We start from the raw sequence: 18290 nt of genomic DNA, 5'->3' as shown, positions 1-18290 counted from the left end.
AGGGCCCCACCAGAGTCCGCCGCCTGCACGGCCACGCCGCACCAGCGGCCGAAGGTCACGACCTGAGAAATCCCCGGATCACACATTGCCTGTTGTACATCACTCGCTATACATTCGCCGTCACCTTGGCTCGGAAGTGGCCACAGGCTGCGACGAAGGAGCGTCCCGATGGCGACACGACACCTCCCGAGGGCCGCGATGGCCGGCCTCGTGCTGGCCGCGTCCACGCTCACGGCGTGTTCCGGCGGCACGTCGGGCGGACAGACACCGGTCGCCGCCGGGGACCTGGTCTCCGCACTTCCCCCGGCGAAGGGGGACGTCGACCGGATCACCTGGAACCTCACCGGCGGGGAACCGGACACACTGGATCCGGGCAACGCGGCGACCCCTCAGAGCGGTCAGGTGGTCCGCAATCTCTGCGACTCCGTGCTGACCCTGGACGCGAAGTTCAACCTCGGGCCCGGCCTCGCGACCTACCGGCAGCAGTCGCCGACCAAGCTCGTGCTCACGATCCGCCCTGACGTCACGTTCTGGGACGGATCCACCGTCACCGCGGAGGACGTCGCCTACAGCCTGCGCTGGGGCGCCGATCCGTCGAAGATCGCCAGCTACCTCTTCGCCGACGTCCGGTCCATCAAGGCAACGGCCGCCGACGAGGTCGTCGTCACGTTCAGGCGACCGGACGAGATGTTCACCAGCGAACTGGCCAACGTGGCCGTCATGAAGAAGACGTTCACCGAGAAGGCGGGCTCCAGGCTCGGCACACCGGCCGGCGGCCTGATGTGCAGCGGGCCGTACAGGCTCGACAAGTGGGTCAGCGGCGACAGCATCACCATGACCCGTAACGACGCCTACTGGAACCCCGACCGGCGCCCGTTCGCCAAGTCGGTCAAGTTCACCTTCATCACCGACGCCACGTCCCTCGCCCAGTCACTGGACGCCGGCGAGATCGACGGCGCCTACGAACTGACCGCCTCCTCCGTGCCCGCTCTTCGCAGGTCCACGAAGGGACGGCTGACCTTCGGCCCGTCCCCCCAGTCGGTGGGAATCTACGTCTCCCGCCCGGACGGCGTGATGGCCGACGGCAAGCTGCGTGCCGCCCTTCAGCGGATCATCGACCGCGCGGCCCTCGCCAAGGCCGTGTTCCACGGGGCCGCCACCCCGCTGTACACCATGACGGCCCCCGCGACCTGGCCGAACGCCCAACGCGCCGTCTACGAGAAGGCGTACAGGACCTTCGAGACGACACGGTCCTACGACATGGACGCGGCGAAGAAGCTGATCAAGGCCTCCTCCTACAAGGGACAGCGGATCGTCCTGGCGATCTCCGCCGGCGACGACACCCAGTCCCGGACGGCTCAGTTGCTGCAACAGCAGGGCCGGCAGGCGGGCCTGGACATCAGGATCCAGAGCATGCAGCCGTTGGTCTACGCGCAGGCGGGCTACGACGCCTCCCAGCGCAAGGGCGTCGACCTCATGCTGTCGTCGAACTTCAGCGCCGCACCCGACCCGCTGGAGACGATCGGCTTCTGCTACCTGCCGAAGGTGACCTACAACTACACCGACTACGACGACCCCCAGGTCACCCAGCTCTTCGACGAAGCCCGCAGCACCTTCGACGGGGCACGCCGGGCCCGGACGGTCGTCGCGATGCAGGCCCTGTACGAGAAGGCCGACGCGATCATCCCGCTGGTCTCCACGAACACCACGACCTTCCTGAACAACCGGCTGACCGGGGCGATCACCTCGTTCGCCTACTGGTCCATGCCGCAGATGGCGTACGTCGGCGCCGCACACAAGTAGGAGCCAGTCATGTCCGTGTCCCTCTCCGTGGCCGGTCCCCCGGCCCGGCTCCGCACCCCCTGGCGCCACCCCGCCCTGACCCTGATGGCGAAGTACGTCCTCGGCCCCGCGGCCACCGTCCTGTGCGCCTCCTTCCTCCTGTTCGCCGTGCTCGCCCGGGCTCCCGGTGACCCGGTGGCCCAGCTGTTGGGACCGCACGCCTCGGACTCCGCGCGCGCCGCGATGCGCACCGAACTCGGCCTGGACGAGCCGATGCCGGAGCGCTACCGGCACTGGCTGACCGGCGCGCTGCACGGGGACCTCGGCACCTCGCTGACCTACCGGCAGCCGGTCTCCGATCTGCTGGCACCCAGGCTGCTCACCACGTTCCTGCTCGTGGGCATGTCCGCGCTCCTCATCCTCGCCGCGGGCCTGCTCCTGGGCGGGATCGGGGGGACGAGTCCACGGTGGCGCCCCGTGGTCAACGCCCTGTCCGGGCTGGGGGTCGCCGTTCCGTCCTTCGTCGCCACCACTCTTCTGATCAGCGTCTTCGCGGTGAACCTCGGGTGGTTCCCGACCAGCGGCGCGGGCGGCGGCTTCACCGACCGGCTGTGGCACCTGACCCTCCCCGCGATCGCCCTGTCGATCGGATACGCCGCCTATCTCAGCCAGTTGACCTCCAGCGCGATCGGCGAGGAGGCCGAGGCCGAACACGTCCAGACCGGCCGCGGGCGGGGCCTGCCCCGCTCCTGGATCTTCCGGCGGCACATCCTGCGCAACGCCGCCCTGCCCCTCCTGACCGCGTCCGGGCTGACCGTGGCCGGTCTGGTGGCCGGCGCCGTGGTCGTGGAGCCCGCCTTCGGCATCGACGGCATCGGCTCACTGCTGATCAGAAGCGTCTCCGCCAAGGACTACCCCGTGGTGACGGGAGTCAGCGTCCTGATCGTCGGCGTGTTCGTCGTCGTCACCACACTGCTCGACGCCGGTCAGCACCTGCTGGACCCCCGGCTGAGGAAAGGACGCTGACCGATGGCCACCCTCACAGCAACCCTCCGTCTGCGAAGCGCCGGCCGCGCGCGTCTCGGTGACCCGCTGTTCCTGGTCTCGGCCGCGGTGGCCGCCGCTCTGTTGGTCCTCGCGGTGACCGGACCCTGGATCGCCCCGCACGACCCGGCGGCCACCGACCTCCTCGCCGCGAGCGAGGGCCCGAGCGGCACGCACCTGTTCGGCACCGACTCCCTGGGCCGTGACGTCTTCTCGCGGGCGCTGGCCGGAACCCGGCTGAGCTTCGCGGGCCCGGGCATCATCGTGCTGGGCAGCGCCGGCCTCGGCACCCTGCTGGCGCTCGCCGCGGCCTGGCACGGTGGCTGGGTGGACCGGCTGCTGAACCGGGCCCTGACCCTGCTGTTCGCGATCCCGGGCGTGCTGGTGGCCGTCGTCGCCGCGGCGGTCTTCGGCGCCGGCTTCTGGGCACCGGTCCTGGCCCTCACCCTCGTCTACACGCCGTACGTCGCCCGGGTGGTGCGCAGTGTCGCGGTACGGCAGCGGCAGCTGCCCTATGTCGAAGCGCTCCAGTTGGCGGGCCTGTCGACCTGGCGGATCTGCACCCGGCACCTGCTGCCCAACGTGGCGCCGATCGTGCTGGCCCAGGCGACGATCGGCTTCGGCTCCGCGCTGATGGACTTCGGAGCGGTGTCGTTCCTGGGGCTCGGCATTCAACCGCCCACGGCGGAATGGGGCGTGATGGTGGCCGACGGCCGGTCCGAGGTGCTGGACGGGGCCGTCCAGCAGAGCATGGCGGCGGGCCTGTGCATCGTCGTCTCCGTGGTGGCGTTCAACATGCTGGGCGAACGCCTGACCCAGCGGTTCGGAGGGGCCCGATGAACAGCGCGCCACTGCTGGAGATGCGGGACGTCGGCATCACGGCCGGCGACCGCGCACACCGTCGCACGTTGGTCCATGGCGTGGATCTGACGGTGGCGGCAGGCGAGACCGTCGGCCTGGTGGGCGAATCCGGCTCGGGCAAGTCGATGCTGGTCAAGTCCGCGATGCGGCTGCTTCCCCGGCACGCCGTGACGTCCGGACGGATCGATTTCGAGGGGCGGTCGGTGCTCGGTCTCCCGCGTCGCGAACTCGCCGCCTACCGCTCGCGCGACGTCGCACTCGTCCACCAGGATCCGCGCGCCCACACCAACCCCCTGCGCACGATCGGCGACTTCCTCGTCGAAGGAGTCGTGGCGGGCAAGCTACTCGGAGCGCGGGAGGCCCGGCAGCGCGCGTGCGAGATCATGGCCGGGATCGGTATCGCCGATCCCGAACACCGCCTGGCCCAGTACCCGCACCAGCTCTCCGGCGGCCTGCTGCAACGCATGATGATCGTCGCGGCACTGCTGCCCTCACCCAAGCTGGTCTTCGCGGACGAACCCACCACGGCGCTGGACGTGACCGTGCAGTCGGAGGTCGTGGCGATCCTCCAGGAACAGATCCGGGAGCGGAACCTCGGTCTGCTCTTCATCTCCCACGACCTGGATCTGGCCGCCGCCGTGACGGACACCCTCGCCGTCATGTACGCGGGGACGGTCGTCGAACGAGGAGCCACGGCGAAGGTCCACTCACGCCCCCTGCACCCGTACACGGCAGGGCTGCTCGCCTGCCGGCCGAGCGCGACGGCGGTGACCCGGCTGGAGCCGATCCCCGGCCGGCCGATTTCGGCGTACGAGGCGGGACCGGGCTGCGCGTTCGCCGCGCGCTGCCGTTTCGCCACCGAGGAATGCCGGCAGGACCGGCCCCGACTACGCACCGTGGAGGACCGGTTGGTCGCCTGCCACCGAGTGGAAGAGATCGCCGCCGAGCTTCCCCGGGTGGTGCACTCATGACCGAGGCGATCGTCCCGCCCCGGGACGCCGGTCCCGTGCTCGTCGTGGAGCATCTGCGCAAGGAGTTCCCCGCACGCTCGCGGGCGGCGGAGACACTCGTCGCCGTCGACGACGTCGGCTTCACGCTGGAACGCGGTGGCTCGCTGGCCGTCGTGGGCGAGTCCGGCTCGGGCAAGACCACGACCGCGCGCATCGTCGCCGGGCTGGAGCGCGCCACGAGCGGCACCGTCACCGTCTCCGGCCGCCGGAAGGACACCGCCGCACGCCCCGTGCAGATGGTCTTCCAGGATCCCTTCGCCTCCCTCGACCCACGCCAGCGCATCGGCGCCGGGCTGACGGAACTGCTGCGCGTGCGCATCGGTCTCGGGCGCGCCGCGGCCATGGAACGGGCGGTGGGCCTGCTGACCGAGGTCGGGCTCGACGAACAGCACGCGCAGCGGCTCCCGCGCGACCTGTCGGGCGGGCAACGGCAACGCGTGGCCATCGCAAGGGCCTTGGCCCTGGAACCGGAGATCCTCATCCTCGACGAGGCCGTCGCCGCCCTCGACGTCAGCGTGCAGGCACAGGTATTGAACCTGCTCACCGACATCCGCGAACGCACCACGGTGGCCTTCCTGTTCGTCTCGCACGACCTGGCCGTGGTCCGCCAGATCACCGACCACTGCCTGGTCATGCGGGGCGGTCGCGTCGTCGAACGGGGACGCACCGCCGACGTGCTGGACCACCCCCAGGACCCGTACACCCAGGAACTGCTGGACGCCGTACCCAGGCCCGGCTGGCAGCCCCGCCGCCGAAGCGCCTGACATCCCCCGGTCCGCCTGCACCGGGCGGACCCATGACCTCGTAATAAAGCAATCGCTACACAAAGGAGCCGCTCATGGGCATCCTCTCCACCGAGGGAGCCACGACCCTGACCGTTGCCCACCCCTCCCAGGCACCGGCACTGCTGGGCGGGACGTTCACCACGCCCTGGTTCGTCGTCGACGACGACCGCACGAAGGACTTCGAGAAGGCGTCCTACCACGACGAGTACCCCCACGCCTACGAGGGCGAGGGCGGCTACGGCGACGACCTGGTGGAGGGCTTCCACCTGCTCAGCCTGCTGGACGTGCTGTGCAACCACTCCGTGTGGTCCGAAGGCCCGTGGATCGCCTGGAACTACGGACTCGACAACGTCCGCTTCGTCTCGGTGATCCGCACCAGCGACCCGTTCCGCGTCCACGGCCACGTCCGCGAGGTCATCGACCGCGGGGAACAGGGCCACCTCGTCGTCACCGACCTGCGCGCCGAGGTCAAAGGCCGGGAGCGGCCCGGATTCGTCGCCACGCAGCGCGCCCTGTGGTCCACCGTCTGAACCGCCGTAGAGAGGCACGAAGCATGGAACTGAACGCACACCAGCGACACCTCGCGGACATGACCATCCCCGAGGCGCTGGACTACGCCGCCGAGCAGTGGCCTGACCACCTCGCGCTCACCCACATCGAGGGCGGCGGCCCCACCCTGACCTGGGCGGAACTGCGTGAGGGGATCAGCCGGGTGCGTACCGGCCTCGAACGCCTCGGCATCACCCCCGGCGACAAGGTCGGCATCATGCTGCGCAACCAGGTGGAGTTCCCGCTGACCTGGCTCGCGGTCATCGAAGCGGGCGCGGTCGCCGTGCCGATGAACCCCAGGTACACGCCACGGGAGATCGACTTCGTGCTGAGCGACGCCGGCGCCCGCTGGCTCGTCGCCGCCGACGATGTCGTGACCGGTGCGCTCGCCGAGGGACACATCGGCCCCGTCCCGAGCGAACGGATCATCGCCGTCGGTGAGCCCGTCGGGGGCGGGCACGGCTTCGGGGCGCTCACGGCACAGGAGCCGGAACCGCGCAGCCACCGGGCCGATCCCGGGGAGGTGGTCAACATCCAGTTCACGTCCGGCACGACCGGACTGCCCAAGGGGTGTCTGCTCACCCACACCTACTGGATCCACATCGGCGTCTACGGCTCGGCACTGGGCGACGCGCGGCGGATCCTGGCGGACCATCCCTTCTACTACATGCAGAACCAGGCCTATCTGATGATGGCGCTGGCCGGCGGAGGGGGCCTGTACGTCACCGCGGGGCTGAGCCGGCGCAAGTTCATGAACTGGCTGGTCGACCACCGGATCGACATGGCGTGGATCGACGAGGGCATGCTCGACCTCCCGGAGAGCGCGGCCGACCGGCGGCTCGCCCTGACGAAGGCGCCCGTGGCCGCGCTGCCGCCCTCGCTGCACGAGCCCCTGGAGCGGCGCTTCGGTCTGCGGGCCCGCGAGGTGTACGCCAGTACGGAGGTCGGCAACGGCACCTACGTCCCCTACGACCGCACCGACACGGTCGGCACCGGATCCATGGGCTGGTGCTTCCCCCTGCGGGAGTCGAAGATCATCGACCGGGGCGGCGACGAGGTCGAACCGGGCCGCTCCGGCGAGCTGTGCCTGCGCGGCCCCGGCATGATGCTCGGCTACCACAACCGCCCCGAGGCCAACGCCGAACTCTTCCTGCCCGGCGGCTGGTTCCGCACCGGCGACATCGTCCGCAAGAACGCCGACGGGCAGCACTTCTACGAGGGCCGCCTCCGCGACGTCATCCGCCGCAGCGGCGAGAACATCGCCGCCGCCGAGGTCGAGCTGCAGATCATGGCCCTGCCGGAGGTGGACGAGGTCGGCGTCGTCCCGGTGCCCGACCCCCAGCGCGACGAAGAGGTCAAGGCCGTCGTCGTCCTCAAGCCGGGGGCGACCCTGACCGCCCGGGAGATCGAGGCGTGGTGCCTTCAGGGGCTCGCCCGTTTCAAGGTGCCGCGCTATGTCGAGTTCCGCGACAGCCTCCCCTACACCGCCAGCGGGAAGATCGCGAAGGCGGAGCTCCGCGCCGAACCGCACGGCGACCATGTCGTGGACCTGCGTGCCTCCTGAACCGGGGCGGCGGACCGACCGGCGAGCACCGGCCGGTCCGCTTCCCCGCCGCCCACCCTCAGCGGGCCGGGACTTCCACGAACGACAGCACCTTCAGAAAGCGCTCCAGCGTGGCCCGTTGACGCTCGGGCGTCCAGATCTCCGGGTGCTCGACCACGGAGAGGGCTATGCCGGACACCCACACCCGCACCATGTCGACCGTGCCGTCCAGTTCGTCGGCCGGCACCAGCTCCTCCACGGCCCGCACCAGGACCGCCCGCATCGCCGGCTCCATGCGCTGGAGGTGCCGTCCGATGACGGGCTCCGCGCCCTGATGCGTCAGCAACGCCACGCGTGCGCGCTCCTGCGTCAGCGCCTCCTCGGTGTCCGGCAGGAACCACTCCAGCGCGACCCGCAGACGTTCCCGCGGGTCCGCGATCTGCTCCAGATCACCGAGGATGGCGTCCGCGTCGGCCAGCACGTACTCCAGCACGGCGTCGAGCAGGGCCTCGCGGTTGGCGAAGTAGTGCGTGATCAGCGTGATGGACCCGCCCATCCGCTGCGCGATCTTCCGCAGGGTCAGCTCGGCCAGTCCCCCCTCGCTCAAAGCCCGCAACGAGGCCGCGACGATGTCGCGCACACGCTCCTCCGGATCCACGTACCGCGGCACCAGGACCTCCTTGCCCGTCACGCCCACCCTCGTCTGGCACGCTGCACAGACGCCGTTGTATAGCAACCGAAATATATCTCGGAGGCACGCCATGAGCTTCACCCTCGTCGAAACCATGACGTCCGAACCACCGTCCGAACACGCCCGCGAACACATGGTCGCCATGCGTGACGGTGTCGCACTCGCCACGGACGTGTACCTGCCGGACAGCGCTACCAGCCATTCCGCCGTTCTCGTGCGGACCTGCTACGACAAGTCGAGCCGCTACACCGCCCTGACCTTCGAGGCCGAGTACTACCGCTCGCGCGGCTTCGTCTTCGTCACCCAGGACGTGCGGGGCAAGTTCCGCTCGGGCGGCGAGACGCTGCCCTACGCCCACGACGTCGCCGACGGCTACGACACGGTCGACTGGATCATCCGTCAGCCCTGGTCCAACGGCCGCGTCGGGGTGACCGGCCAGTCGTACTACGGCTTCACGACCTGGGCCGCCGTGGCGAGCGGCCATCCGGCCATCGGGGCGGCCGTCCCGATGGTGACGGGCATCGACATGGGCGCCGGCCACGTGGGCGCGCAGTGGAGCCGGCAGGTCCCCTACCTCGCGGGGCTCAACGACCTCCTGCAGATCTGGACCGACCGCAACGGCTACCTCGCCGACGTCGACTGGAGCGCGGACTCCGTCGAGAACGTCGTCGCCGCGGCCCGCGCGCGGATCGGCGCGTGCCGGGCGGCCACGGACATGCTGGAGCGCTCCGTCGACCAGGGCTGGTACAACCCGTACGGCGACCGGCACCCGTACCACACCACGTCCATTCCCATCCTGCACTGGCAGAACTGGTACGACCCCGGCCTGGCACCCCTGGGACTGCACGACTGGAGGCACTTCCGCTCCCTGGCCGGCCAACGCGACCTGCACTTCCTGCGCGCCGGATCGGCCGACCACTCGGGTTACCTGCTCCAGGACGTGGGCGCCGGGGACGACCGCAACCCGTACCTCAGCGACACCGCCCTGGCCGAGAAGATCGAGACCGAGTGCGGCGAGGTGGCGGACTTCTTCGACGAGCATCTCAACGGCGTACGGCCGGCGAAGCCCCGCCCGCGCGCCCGCTGGCACGTCGGACACGTGGGCTGGCAGTCCTCGCAGGAGTACCCGCCGCCGAGCGAACCGCTCACCTTCCACCTCACCGGGACGTACGCCCTGAGCCTTGCCCCGGACGACGAGACGACCTCGCTGACCTGGACCCACGACCCGGACCACCCTGTCCCGTCGAGCACCGGCATCGAGGCGATCTGGTACCTGCTGGCGTCGTACCCCGACGAGCGGGACCTCACCGACCGGCCCGACGTCCTGTCCTTCCGGACGGAACCCTTGAGCGACCACGTCGACTTCGCCGGTCAGCCCGTCTTCACGGGGTCCCTCTCGTTCTCGGCTCCCTCCACGCACGTCTTCGCGAAGCTGCAGGACGTGCACCCCGACGGCACGACGCGCCCGATCTCGTGGGGGCGCGCCGTCCTGTCCGAACAGGCGGGTGGCGCTCTGACGCTGGCCCTGGACGACAACGCGTACCGGCTGCGCAGGGGCCACTGCCTCCAGTTGCAGATCCAGTCGAGCGACTTCCCCCACTCCGCCGTCCATCCGGGCACCGCGGGCAACCCTTGGCTTACGACGAAGCGGCTCCCGAGCACGCAGTGCCTCGCCGTCGGAGGCCTCTCGGGCGCGCGGCTCGTCCTTCCCACCATCTCCGTCCCGGCGTGACGCCTCCTCCCGCGCGTGATCGTGCCGTGGGCTCATGCACCGCGACCGGACGCCGCCCCTCCCCGCAGACCCTCCCCGCGTTGCATCGCCAACGCCCCAGGACACGAACGTCGATCATTCCCCGCCCAGGAGGCAGCATGTCGGACGACCTTTGCTGGAAGAGCGCCGCAGAACTCGGTGAGCTGTACCGGCGCCGCGAAGTCTCCCCGGTCGAAGCGGTCGACGCCGCCCTCGACCGGATGGACCAGGTGGATCCGGTGCTGAACATCATGGTCACGGTGACGGCCGACCAGGCGCGGGCGGACGCCGAGGAGGCCGAGCGGCGCCTGCGGGCCGGCGAGGAACTGCCGCCGCTGTTCGGGGTCCCGATGACGGTGAAGGACCTCGCCGAGACCGCCGGTGTGCGGACGACCTACGGATGCACGGCCTTCGCCGAGAACGTGCCGGAACAGGACGCGATCGGCTGGGCGCGGCTCAAGGCACAGGGCGTCATCCTGCTGGGCAAGACCACCACGCCCGAGTTCGGACTGCTCGGAGTCACCGAGAGCAAGCTGACCGGCTCGACCAGCACGCCCTGGCGACCGGGGTACAACGCGGGCGGCTCCAGCGGCGGCGCCGCGGCGGCCGTCGTCGCCGGAGTCGGCCCCGTCGCCTGGGGCTCGGACGGTGGCGGCTCCATCCGGGTGCCGTCGTCCTTGTGCGGCGCGGTGGGGATCAAGCCGTCCATCGGCCGCGTCCCCACCGCCTCCGGCGTGGACGGCGACAGCACCGACGGCCCCCTCGCCCGCACCGTGCTGGACGCGGCGACGGTCCTGGAGGCGACCGCCGGCCACCATCCCTCCGACCGGTTCTCCGTGCCCCGGGACACCCGCGACTACATCGAGGCCGCCCTCACCCCGGGAGACCTGACCGGGGTGCGCGTCGCCGCCTGCCACGACCTCGGGCAGGGGGTCCTCGACCCCGACGTGCGCAGGCTCTTCACCCAGGCCCTCGACGACCTGCGCGCCGCCGGCGCCACCGTCGAGGAGGTCGGCATCCAGCTGCCCGACACGATGCGGTTCTTCGACCACGTCAACGGATACGAGTACCTGGAGTTCGCCGAGCAGATGCAGGCCGACGGCGTGGAGCTGTGGCCGATGATCCTGGAACTGGCCGAACGAGCCAAGAGCGTCACCGGGCGTCAGGTCAGCGCCGCCTTCCGGCAGGGGAAGACCGACATCTACAACGCCTTCGCCGCGGCGATGACCGGGGCCGACGTGCTGGTGACCCCGACCACCCCCGTCCCCGCCTTCCCGCACGGCGGCGACTACGGCCCCACGCGCCTGGTCGACGGCCGGGAGACCATGCCGCTGGGCCTGCTGATCCACCAGATGACGGAGCCGCCCAGCCACGCGGGGCTCCCCGCGATCAGTGTCCCCTGCGGCTTCGGCTCCGAGGGGCTGCCGATCGGCCTCCAGTTCATCGGGCACCTGTGGGCCGATGCCGACGTGATCTCGGTCGCCGCGCGCTACCAGCGCGCGACCGACTGGCACACCCGGCACCCCGAGCTGTGACCTGCCGCGACCAGGGGATGCTCCGTCGTCCAGGGCACCCGGACCGACTGCACCACGCCGGCCGACCGCACGTCAGTGCCCATATCCGGCCGCCGCCTCGCTGAGGCTCCTCCCCTTCGTCTCGGGGGCCAGCACCTGCGACAGCACCGCGCCCCCGAGGGCGACGCCGGCGGCGGTCAGCATCGTCGGCCCGGTCCCCAGCGACTCTGCCCGTCGACCTGATCGCCGGTCGCCTCGGACACCTCCAGGACGTCGTCGCCCAGCTGCAGGTGCGAGGACGGGTGGGTGTCATGGCGCCGGCCCAGCCATGACCGGATCACGGTCATCACCTGGTTCAGGGCGGTTGCCGAGCTGCCCAGGGACACCAGCAGGGCACCGATCTGAGTGACGTCCACGGCCCGGGCTCCGGGCGGGACCTGTCCACCGGACAGCGCCGTGACGTCGTCCACGTCGAGATCGAGCAGTTCTTCGCGCAGGTAGCCGGTCAGCTCCGTGACGTGTTCGGCTTCCGCGTCCTCTTCGGTGAGGATGATGTGCAGGTGGGCTCTACGTCATCACCTACAGTTTCTGCTGCTCAGAGCAGGGTGGCAAGCCGCCGACCGTGGAAAGAGTTTCACGGTTCAACCGTGAGGTTTCTCGTTCAACTTGGCGTGGTTCGCCCTCTGCTACGTCGGTCGCCGCAAGGGCGGTGCGTCAACCGCCGCAGGTACACGATGGGTTGACTACTGGACGAGAACGCCACCGGTGTCCCCCGTCCATGGCGCACGAGGAAGGTCGGGTACGCCACCGTGCGTGAGGGTCGGGACGACCTGCCGCGAGCCCGTCGCCTGACGATGCGTGTCCTGCTCGTCGCCCTGGCCCGCCCCGCCCCTCCCGTGGCACACCTCGGCCTCCGGCTCCATCGGCGCAGCGACTCGAGGCGCGGGCGTTCCGCCGGGAAGCCGGACGGGCGCGGAGGGACACGGATGCAAGCGATCCTGTGTCGAGGGTGGGCAGTTGGTGTGCTTGAAGGAGCCGCCCGAGGCCGTCCGCGGCGGAATGGCGTGCGACGCATGTCATGCCTACGGTGGTAACAGAGGCAATGCGGAACAGTCGCCGACAGCAGCACGTCGACGCACCGCGTTCCTACGGACGAGGGCCACTCACCGGAGCAGGTGGGGACGATGCGCGCGGACAAACTCGGCTCCGCCGCACGGCGTGCGCTGGCGAACGCCGGTGAGTCGGTCGCCGCCCTTCCCTTCCGGGTGCTCATCCGGGTGAAAGGGGAGCCTGGCGAGGAACAGCATCGGCAGATAACCGACGCCGGCGCACGGGTGGGGATGGCCGCGGGCGATGTCCTGACCGCGGTGATCGCCCCCGGCGATCTCGGACGCCTGACGGAGGTCGACTGCGTCGACTACGTGGAGCTGGCCGAGCCCCTCCACCCCGAGACAGGCGCCCGGCCACACCAGAGAGAGTGATCACCCGCCTGCCACCGTGACAGGCCGGTGATTTCCCCAGAGAGAAGGCCGCTCATGCTCGACTCACGGCTGAAGTTCCTGACGTCCCGGGCCGAGGAAGGCCCGGCAGAGCTGGCGGACCTGGAGTCCACCGGCCGTTTCGCGCTCACGACCGAAGGGGTGAGAAGGCCCCGTGTACGCGTACTCCTGCACATGGCCGAGGGACACGGCGCCGACGACCTGGCAGACCTCTCCCGGCAGACGGGTCTGACCGTGCTCGTCCAGGCTGGGGACGTGGTGGGCGGAGACATCGGAATCGACCGTCTGACGGAGCTCGACGAGCTGGAAGCCGTCGGCTACGTCGAGGCGTCCCGGCCGACCCACCCGGAACTGGACGCCGCCGTGCCCGAGACCAAGGCCGACAAGGTCCACACCGGGCCGCCCGGACTCCGAGGGGCCGGTGTGATCGTGGGCGTGGTCGACAGCGGCATCGACTGGCGCCACGGCTGCTTCCGGGACCCGACCGGGAAGACCCGCATTCTGCGCATCTGGGACCAGAACCTCGCTCCGGAACCCGGAGAGTCCTCGCCGGCACCGTTCAATCACGGAGTGGAATACGCACGTTCCGCGATCGACACCGCATTGGGCTCTCCGGACCCGATGAGCGTGGTGCGACACATGGACGACAGTGTCGGCCATGGCACCCATGTGGCGGGCATCGCCGCCGGTGACGGCTCGTCGGCCGGCAACGGCAAACCGGCCTTCACCTTTGTCGGAGTCGCACCCGAGGCGGACCTGGTCGTCGTCGCCAACCAGACGACGACGGAAGCACTGGGCGATTCCATGAGCACGCTCGAGGCCGTCGGTTACGTCTTCAAGGTCGCCGAGACCCTCGGGCGGCCCGCGGTCGTCAACATCAGTCAGGGCGACAATCTGGGACCGCACGATGGTTCCAGCCTGCTGGAACGCGGAATCGACAACCTGCTGAACGCCCCGGGGCACGCCCTCGTGAAGTCCGCGGGCAACGCGGCGAACGCCGGCGTGCACGCGACGGGCCAGGTGACGCAGGGAGAATCCGACGTCGTGCAGTTCCTGGTACCCGTAGGCGACAACACGCCGGACACGGTGGACATCTGGTACCCCGGCGCCGACCGTCTCTCCCTGCGGATCACCACCCCCAACGGCACGGCGAGCGCCGAAGTCACGCCCGGCACCACTGTCCCCGATCTGGCGCTTCCCGGTGGCAACACGGCCTTCGTCGACTCGGTCGTGCACCACCCCCAGAACGGCGACAACCGGATCTACGTTCAGCTGAGCCCGGGCAGTCAGACCGCCATCCGGCCCGGCACCTGGAGCCTCACGCTCATCGGCCAGACCGTGGCCGACGACGGCCGCTGGCACGCCTGGATAGAACGAGGCCAGACCGTTCCCCAGTTCATCGGCTCACACCGAAACGACGAGATGACCATCTCGGTACCAGGGACCAGTCGAAAGGTCGTCACCGCCGCCTCCTACATCACCAAGGGCGCGGGGCAGGGCAACCTTTCCACGTTCTCCAGTCGGGGCCCCACGCGCGACGGCCGCCACGCGCCGACACTCGCCGCGCCGGGCCAGGCCATCACCTCGGCACTGGTAGGGGCCGCGGGTGCGAACCAATACCAGCCCATGTCGGGCACGAGCATGGCCGCACCGCACCTCACCGGGGTGTGTGCCCTCATGTTGCAGTCGACTCCCACGCTGACCCAGGACGACCTCGTCCTCCTCCTGACCAAGACGGCCCGGCTGGACCCGTTCACCGTCGGGGCGCCCAACAACGACTGGGGCGCGGGCAAGGTGGACGCGGCAGCTGCGGTCGAATCCATACCCTGACCGACAGCCTTGTCGCCGGACGGCTGACGGGGATTCTCGCCGCCGCTGACAGGGCTCTCCTCGCTCACTGGACACGGGCTCCCTGCGGGCCCGTGTCCCAGGCGTCAGCGTCACCGGGGACGGCGCGGGGATGCCGGGACCGACACAGGAGTCCGACTGAGGAGATCGAGGCTCCTCGCCCGGTCCCTCCGGCCCACGAGCGGGACGATCCGCGACCGCCCGCCGCACGGGTCTACGCGTGGCTCCGGCTGACCGACCTCGTCGACGGGACGTGGTCGTCGGCGCCGGGTCAAATCCTTCACCCGAGTGCCCCTGGAGCAGGCCGCCAACATGCGGCCGGGCAGCAGCTGTGGCAGCGTCACGAAAACCCGGCCCAGTGCCGTAGTCCGGCGTTCAGCACTTCCTCGCCGGGCTTCGGGGCCCCGGCTTGTCGACGGTGCTGGTGCCCTTGCTTCAGGAAAGGCGAACGGTGGTTGGTGCGGTTGTCGAGGCAGGTGCACAGGTCGCGGCGTCATGGGGAGAGTTCGGTGTGGGGCAGTACGTGGGGCTGGTGCTGATCACGGCGGGAACACTGGTCGGAGCCTGGTCGGGACGACGTTGGTCGCGGCATTCGACGGTGCTGCTCGGGGCTGCGTCGGGTGTGCTGCTGGCAGTGGCCGGGTTCGACATCGTGCCGCATGCGCTTCATGAGGCGAGCGAGGTGGGGCTGTCCGCCTGGGCTGTGCCGGTGACCACGCTGACGGCTTTCGCACTCGCCTCGGCGGGGCATCTGATGCACAGACGGGGTGAGCCGGGGCGTCTCGTGAGTACCGGGACAGCCCTGGCCCTCATGCTGCACCGGCTGGTGGAGGGCATGACGGTGGTCCTGCTGACCTCGGTTCTCGTGGTGGCCGCGCTGGTCGTGCACTCCGTCAGTGAGGGACTCGCGCTGACGGCGGTCCTCGACGCACGGGGCCGGCGGCGCCTGACGCCGTGGCTGCTCGCCGTCTGCCTGAGCCCGCTCCTGGGCGGCTGGATCACCGAAGTGGCTCCCGTTCAGGAATGGGTGCATGTGCTGCTGCTGGCAGCGGTCGCGGGGGTGATGCTGCGGGGTGCCGGTACGTCCCTGGCGCTGGCCCAGCGCCGACGCCTGACAGGGGAGCTGGCGGGGCCGCCCGTGCTGCTGGCGCTCGGGACGGCTGCCCTCGTCACCATGACGGCTCTGCTCGTCATGCGCTGACCACGCCGCTTCGAAAAGGAACCGGACCGAGCCGGAACAGCCCGCCGGGTCAGGCCTCGCGCTTCACCGCCAGGAAGCCGGCCGTCTGTCCGGCCTTGGCCAGGGTGGGACCACTCCCGTGGTCCTCGGCGCGCAGTACCGTCCCGGCGAGGGTCATGCGCTGGCCGATCCCGGTCTCCCAGTGGCGCAGGACGATGCCGTCGTACTCGTAGTGGAAGTCCGCGATGGGGCCACCCTGCCGGCCCTTGCCGGTCAGGGTGAACGCCAAGGGAGACGAGCCCGATGCCCGGCCGACCATGTCCATGGCGAGCGGGTCGGCTCCCGGCTCCTCCGGGAAGACCAGCTCCCCGCTGATTGCACCGTCCGGATCGACCGCGAGCCTGAGCTCCAACTGCGCGAACCGGAGCTTGTTGAAGTCGTGGGTGCTGCGACCGCCCCGACTCCGCGACCGCAGGAATGCCACCCGCATGCCGTACGCGAGGGTGCGTCAGCGCCGAACGGAAGGCGTTCCCCGCTCCGCGCGTACCGCTCGTCTGGATGGCACGGCGGGGTTCACCTCTCAGAACGTTTCTGGGCGAAACGCGGTGGGGCGGCCGCCGACGCCGGTACGGATCTGGGGCGTCCCACTCGGGCGCCCCGACCAGAGCTAGGAGCAACATGGCCAACGGTGTCGCGTTTGTGCGGCGAGACGCGAGCAACATGAGCGACTGGGATCCAGCGCTGTACTGGTACGCCCGGGCCGTGGGGAGGATGCAGCAGCGGCCGGCCACGGACCCGACGAGCTGGGTCTTCCAGGGGTGCATCCACGGTGTCCCACCCACCATCACCGAGACGAACGCGGCCTTCAGCCAGTGTCCGCACGGTGGCTGGTTCTTCCTGCCGTGGCACCGGGGCTACCTGTGGTACTTCGAGCGGATCGTCAGGGCGACCATCAAGGAGATCGCCGCCGAGGAGAACATCACCCCCGACCCCTCCACAAGCTGGGCCCTGCCCTACTGGGACTACGCGCTGAACGCTCCCGCCTCGCGCCCGCTCGAGGACTTCACCTCGCGCGCCCTTCCGGCAGCCTTCCGCAGTCCGATGATGCCGAGCGAGCCGGACGGCACGGACCTGACGATCGACAACCCGCTCTACCTGCCGGAGATGCAGGTGCCTCAGGCAGACTTCTGGAAGACGCCGCACCGCAGCCTGAAGACGAACTCGGCTTTCGAAGTGCTCCCCTACAAGGACATCAATCCCTTCGTCGCCATGAGCCAGACGGTCTTCTCCGCGACGCACAGCCGTCGGACGGTTCAGCCGAGCTTCGGCAGTGAGATCACCTACACCTCCATGGAGCACTTCCGCCCCGACAAATTCGGTGAGCTGGAGAGCGTCCCGCACAATCAGGTCCACGATGGAATCGGCGGCTGGATGGGCACCGTGGAGGGCTCGGCCCGTGATCCGATCTTCTGGCTGCACCACAGCAACATCGACCGGCTCTGGTCCAGTTGGCTGAGCAAGGACAACCGCAACCCGGACGACGCGTCCTGGCTGGACCACAAGTTCATGTTCTTCGACGAGAACGGGCAGCTCCAGGAGCCCACCCCCAGGGAGTTCCTGGGGGTCGACCCGCTCGACTACGGATACGAGTCGTTGACCGACGGAACGGGGACACGGCCCGTGGTGGTGCCGCCCGCCCCGGCTCCCGCACCCGGCGAACGGGTTCTGGCGTCCGCCGCCGGCAACCCTCGGCAGCTTCTCAGCGTCCACGGGCCGACCGAGGTGTCCCTGGAGCCGGCCGGCGACGTCAGCGAGGCCATGCGATCCATGACCGCCCGCAGCGCGCCGCAGACCCTGATCCTCACCGTGCACAATGTGCGCACCGACGTGCCGCCCGGAACACCGTTCCACGTCTTCCTCAACGGCCCCAGCGGTGAACTCGACCCGGAGGGCCCCTACTTCGTCGGCTGGATCTCCTTCTTCGGCGCGGCCGACGTCGGCGGTACAGCACACGACCACGGCAGCCACGACGTGAGCTTCGACGTCACCGATCAGGTCCAGCGGCTGCGCGAGCAGGGCCTGCTGCCGGACGGGCCGGTCACCATCTCCATCGCGCCGTCCGTCTCCCAGCCGGTGGCGGGTGCCGCCGAAGCCGCCCCCGAGGCGCCCGCACCGCAGCCCAGCTTCGGAAGTGTCAGCCTCACCACGGTCTAGCGACCTCGGGCACGGTGGGC

Annotated in this window: 16 protein-coding genes; 13 read left to right on the top strand and 3 right to left on the bottom strand. The window is 70.1% G+C overall.

From position 1 onward, the window contains the following. Positions 1-168 precede the first annotated feature (168 nt). The 7 genes from ABZ490_RS23565 to ABZ490_RS23535 all read left to right on the top strand — a co-directional run bounded on the left by ABZ490_RS23565 (position 169) and on the right by ABZ490_RS23535 (position 7595). Positions 169-1803: an ABC transporter substrate-binding protein gene (locus tag ABZ490_RS23565; protein WP_358993041.1), complete on the top strand. Its 1635-nt coding sequence runs from the start codon at positions 169-171 to the stop codon at positions 1801-1803. A gap of 9 nt (positions 1804-1812) precedes the next feature. Continuing rightward, complete coding sequence (locus ABZ490_RS23560; RefSeq protein ID WP_358993039.1) at positions 1813-2808, top strand: ABC transporter permease; 996 nt, start codon at positions 1813-1815, stop codon at positions 2806-2808. A 3-nt stretch (positions 2809-2811) separates the two neighbouring features. After that, a complete protein-coding gene (locus ABZ490_RS23555; RefSeq protein WP_358993037.1) occupies positions 2812-3666 on the top strand; it encodes an ABC transporter permease in 855 nt (284 codons plus the stop codon). Beyond that, positions 3663-4658, top strand: coding sequence for an ABC transporter ATP-binding protein (locus ABZ490_RS23550; RefSeq protein ID WP_358993035.1), 996 nt, complete (start codon positions 3663-3665; stop codon positions 4656-4658). The genes ABZ490_RS23555 and ABZ490_RS23550 overlap by 4 nt, the downstream gene beginning before the upstream one ends. Then, positions 4655-5461: an ATP-binding cassette domain-containing protein gene (locus tag ABZ490_RS23545; RefSeq protein WP_358993033.1), complete on the top strand. Its 807-nt coding sequence runs from the start codon at positions 4655-4657 to the stop codon at positions 5459-5461. The genes ABZ490_RS23550 and ABZ490_RS23545 overlap by 4 nt, the downstream gene beginning before the upstream one ends. Before the next feature lie 74 nt (positions 5462-5535). Then, positions 5536-6012 carry a hypothetical protein gene (locus ABZ490_RS23540; protein ID WP_358993030.1) on the top strand — a complete coding sequence of 159 codons (477 nt, stop codon included), beginning with the start codon at positions 5536-5538 and terminating at the stop codon, positions 6010-6012. A gap of 23 nt (positions 6013-6035) precedes the next feature. Then, complete coding sequence (locus ABZ490_RS23535; protein ID WP_358993028.1) at positions 6036-7595, top strand: class I adenylate-forming enzyme family protein; 1560 nt, start codon at positions 6036-6038, stop codon at positions 7593-7595. A gap of 58 nt (positions 7596-7653) precedes the next feature. On the opposite strand, the gene ABZ490_RS23530 is transcribed toward ABZ490_RS23535, so the two are convergent. Then, positions 7654-8265: a TetR/AcrR family transcriptional regulator gene (locus tag ABZ490_RS23530; RefSeq protein ID WP_358993026.1), complete on the bottom strand. Its 612-nt coding sequence runs from the start codon at positions 8263-8265 to the stop codon at positions 7654-7656. A gap of 70 nt (positions 8266-8335) precedes the next feature. Between ABZ490_RS23530 and ABZ490_RS23525 the strand changes: the two genes are divergently transcribed. Beyond that, a complete protein-coding gene (locus ABZ490_RS23525; protein ID WP_358993024.1) occupies positions 8336-9997 on the top strand; it encodes a CocE/NonD family hydrolase in 1662 nt (553 codons plus the stop codon). A gap of 137 nt (positions 9998-10134) precedes the next feature. After that, positions 10135-11550 (top strand): amidase, encoded by a 1416-nt coding sequence (locus ABZ490_RS23520; RefSeq protein ID WP_358993022.1) that lies wholly within the window; start codon positions 10135-10137, stop codon positions 11548-11550. Positions 11551-11726: 176 nt separating this feature from the next. Here the strand turns inward: ABZ490_RS23520 and ABZ490_RS23515 are convergent, their stop codons facing one another. Continuing rightward, entirely contained in the window at positions 11727-11999 is a 273-nt protein-coding gene (locus tag ABZ490_RS23515) for a hypothetical protein (protein ID WP_358993020.1), read from the bottom strand. Between the two features lie 714 nt (positions 12000-12713). On the opposite strand from ABZ490_RS23515, the gene ABZ490_RS23510 reads away from it, so the two are divergent. The 3 genes from ABZ490_RS23510 to ABZ490_RS23500 all read left to right on the top strand — a co-directional run bounded on the left by ABZ490_RS23510 (position 12714) and on the right by ABZ490_RS23500 (position 16077). Beyond that, positions 12714-13010 carry a hypothetical protein gene (locus ABZ490_RS23510; protein WP_358993018.1) on the top strand — a complete coding sequence of 99 codons (297 nt, stop codon included), beginning with the start codon at positions 12714-12716 and terminating at the stop codon, positions 13008-13010. Between the two features lie 54 nt (positions 13011-13064). Continuing rightward, complete coding sequence (locus tag ABZ490_RS23505; RefSeq protein WP_358993016.1) at positions 13065-14858, top strand: S8 family peptidase; 1794 nt, start codon at positions 13065-13067, stop codon at positions 14856-14858. A 529-nt stretch (positions 14859-15387) separates the two neighbouring features. Then, positions 15388-16077 (top strand): hypothetical protein, encoded by a 690-nt coding sequence (locus ABZ490_RS23500; RefSeq protein ID WP_358993014.1) that lies wholly within the window; start codon positions 15388-15390, stop codon positions 16075-16077. Between the two features lie 49 nt (positions 16078-16126). Here ABZ490_RS23500 and ABZ490_RS23495 read toward each other — a convergent pair whose 3' ends face one another. After that, the gene (locus tag ABZ490_RS23495; RefSeq protein ID WP_358993012.1) at positions 16127-16546 is read right to left on the bottom strand and encodes a hypothetical protein; all 420 of its coding nucleotides are present in this window, start codon (positions 16544-16546) and stop codon (positions 16127-16129) included. A gap of 188 nt (positions 16547-16734) precedes the next feature. Between ABZ490_RS23495 and ABZ490_RS23490 the strand changes: the two genes are divergently transcribed. Then, positions 16735-18270, top strand: coding sequence for a tyrosinase family protein (locus tag ABZ490_RS23490; RefSeq protein WP_358993010.1), 1536 nt, complete (start codon positions 16735-16737; stop codon positions 18268-18270). Positions 18271-18290: the final 20 nt, after the last annotated feature.

The organism is Streptomyces sp. NPDC005811, assembly GCF_040630405.1.
GTDB lineage: Bacteria > Actinomycetota > Actinomycetes > Streptomycetales > Streptomycetaceae > Streptomyces.
The sequence above is the reverse complement of the archived record's forward strand: the minus strand, read 5'-3'. Positions and strand labels throughout refer to the sequence as shown.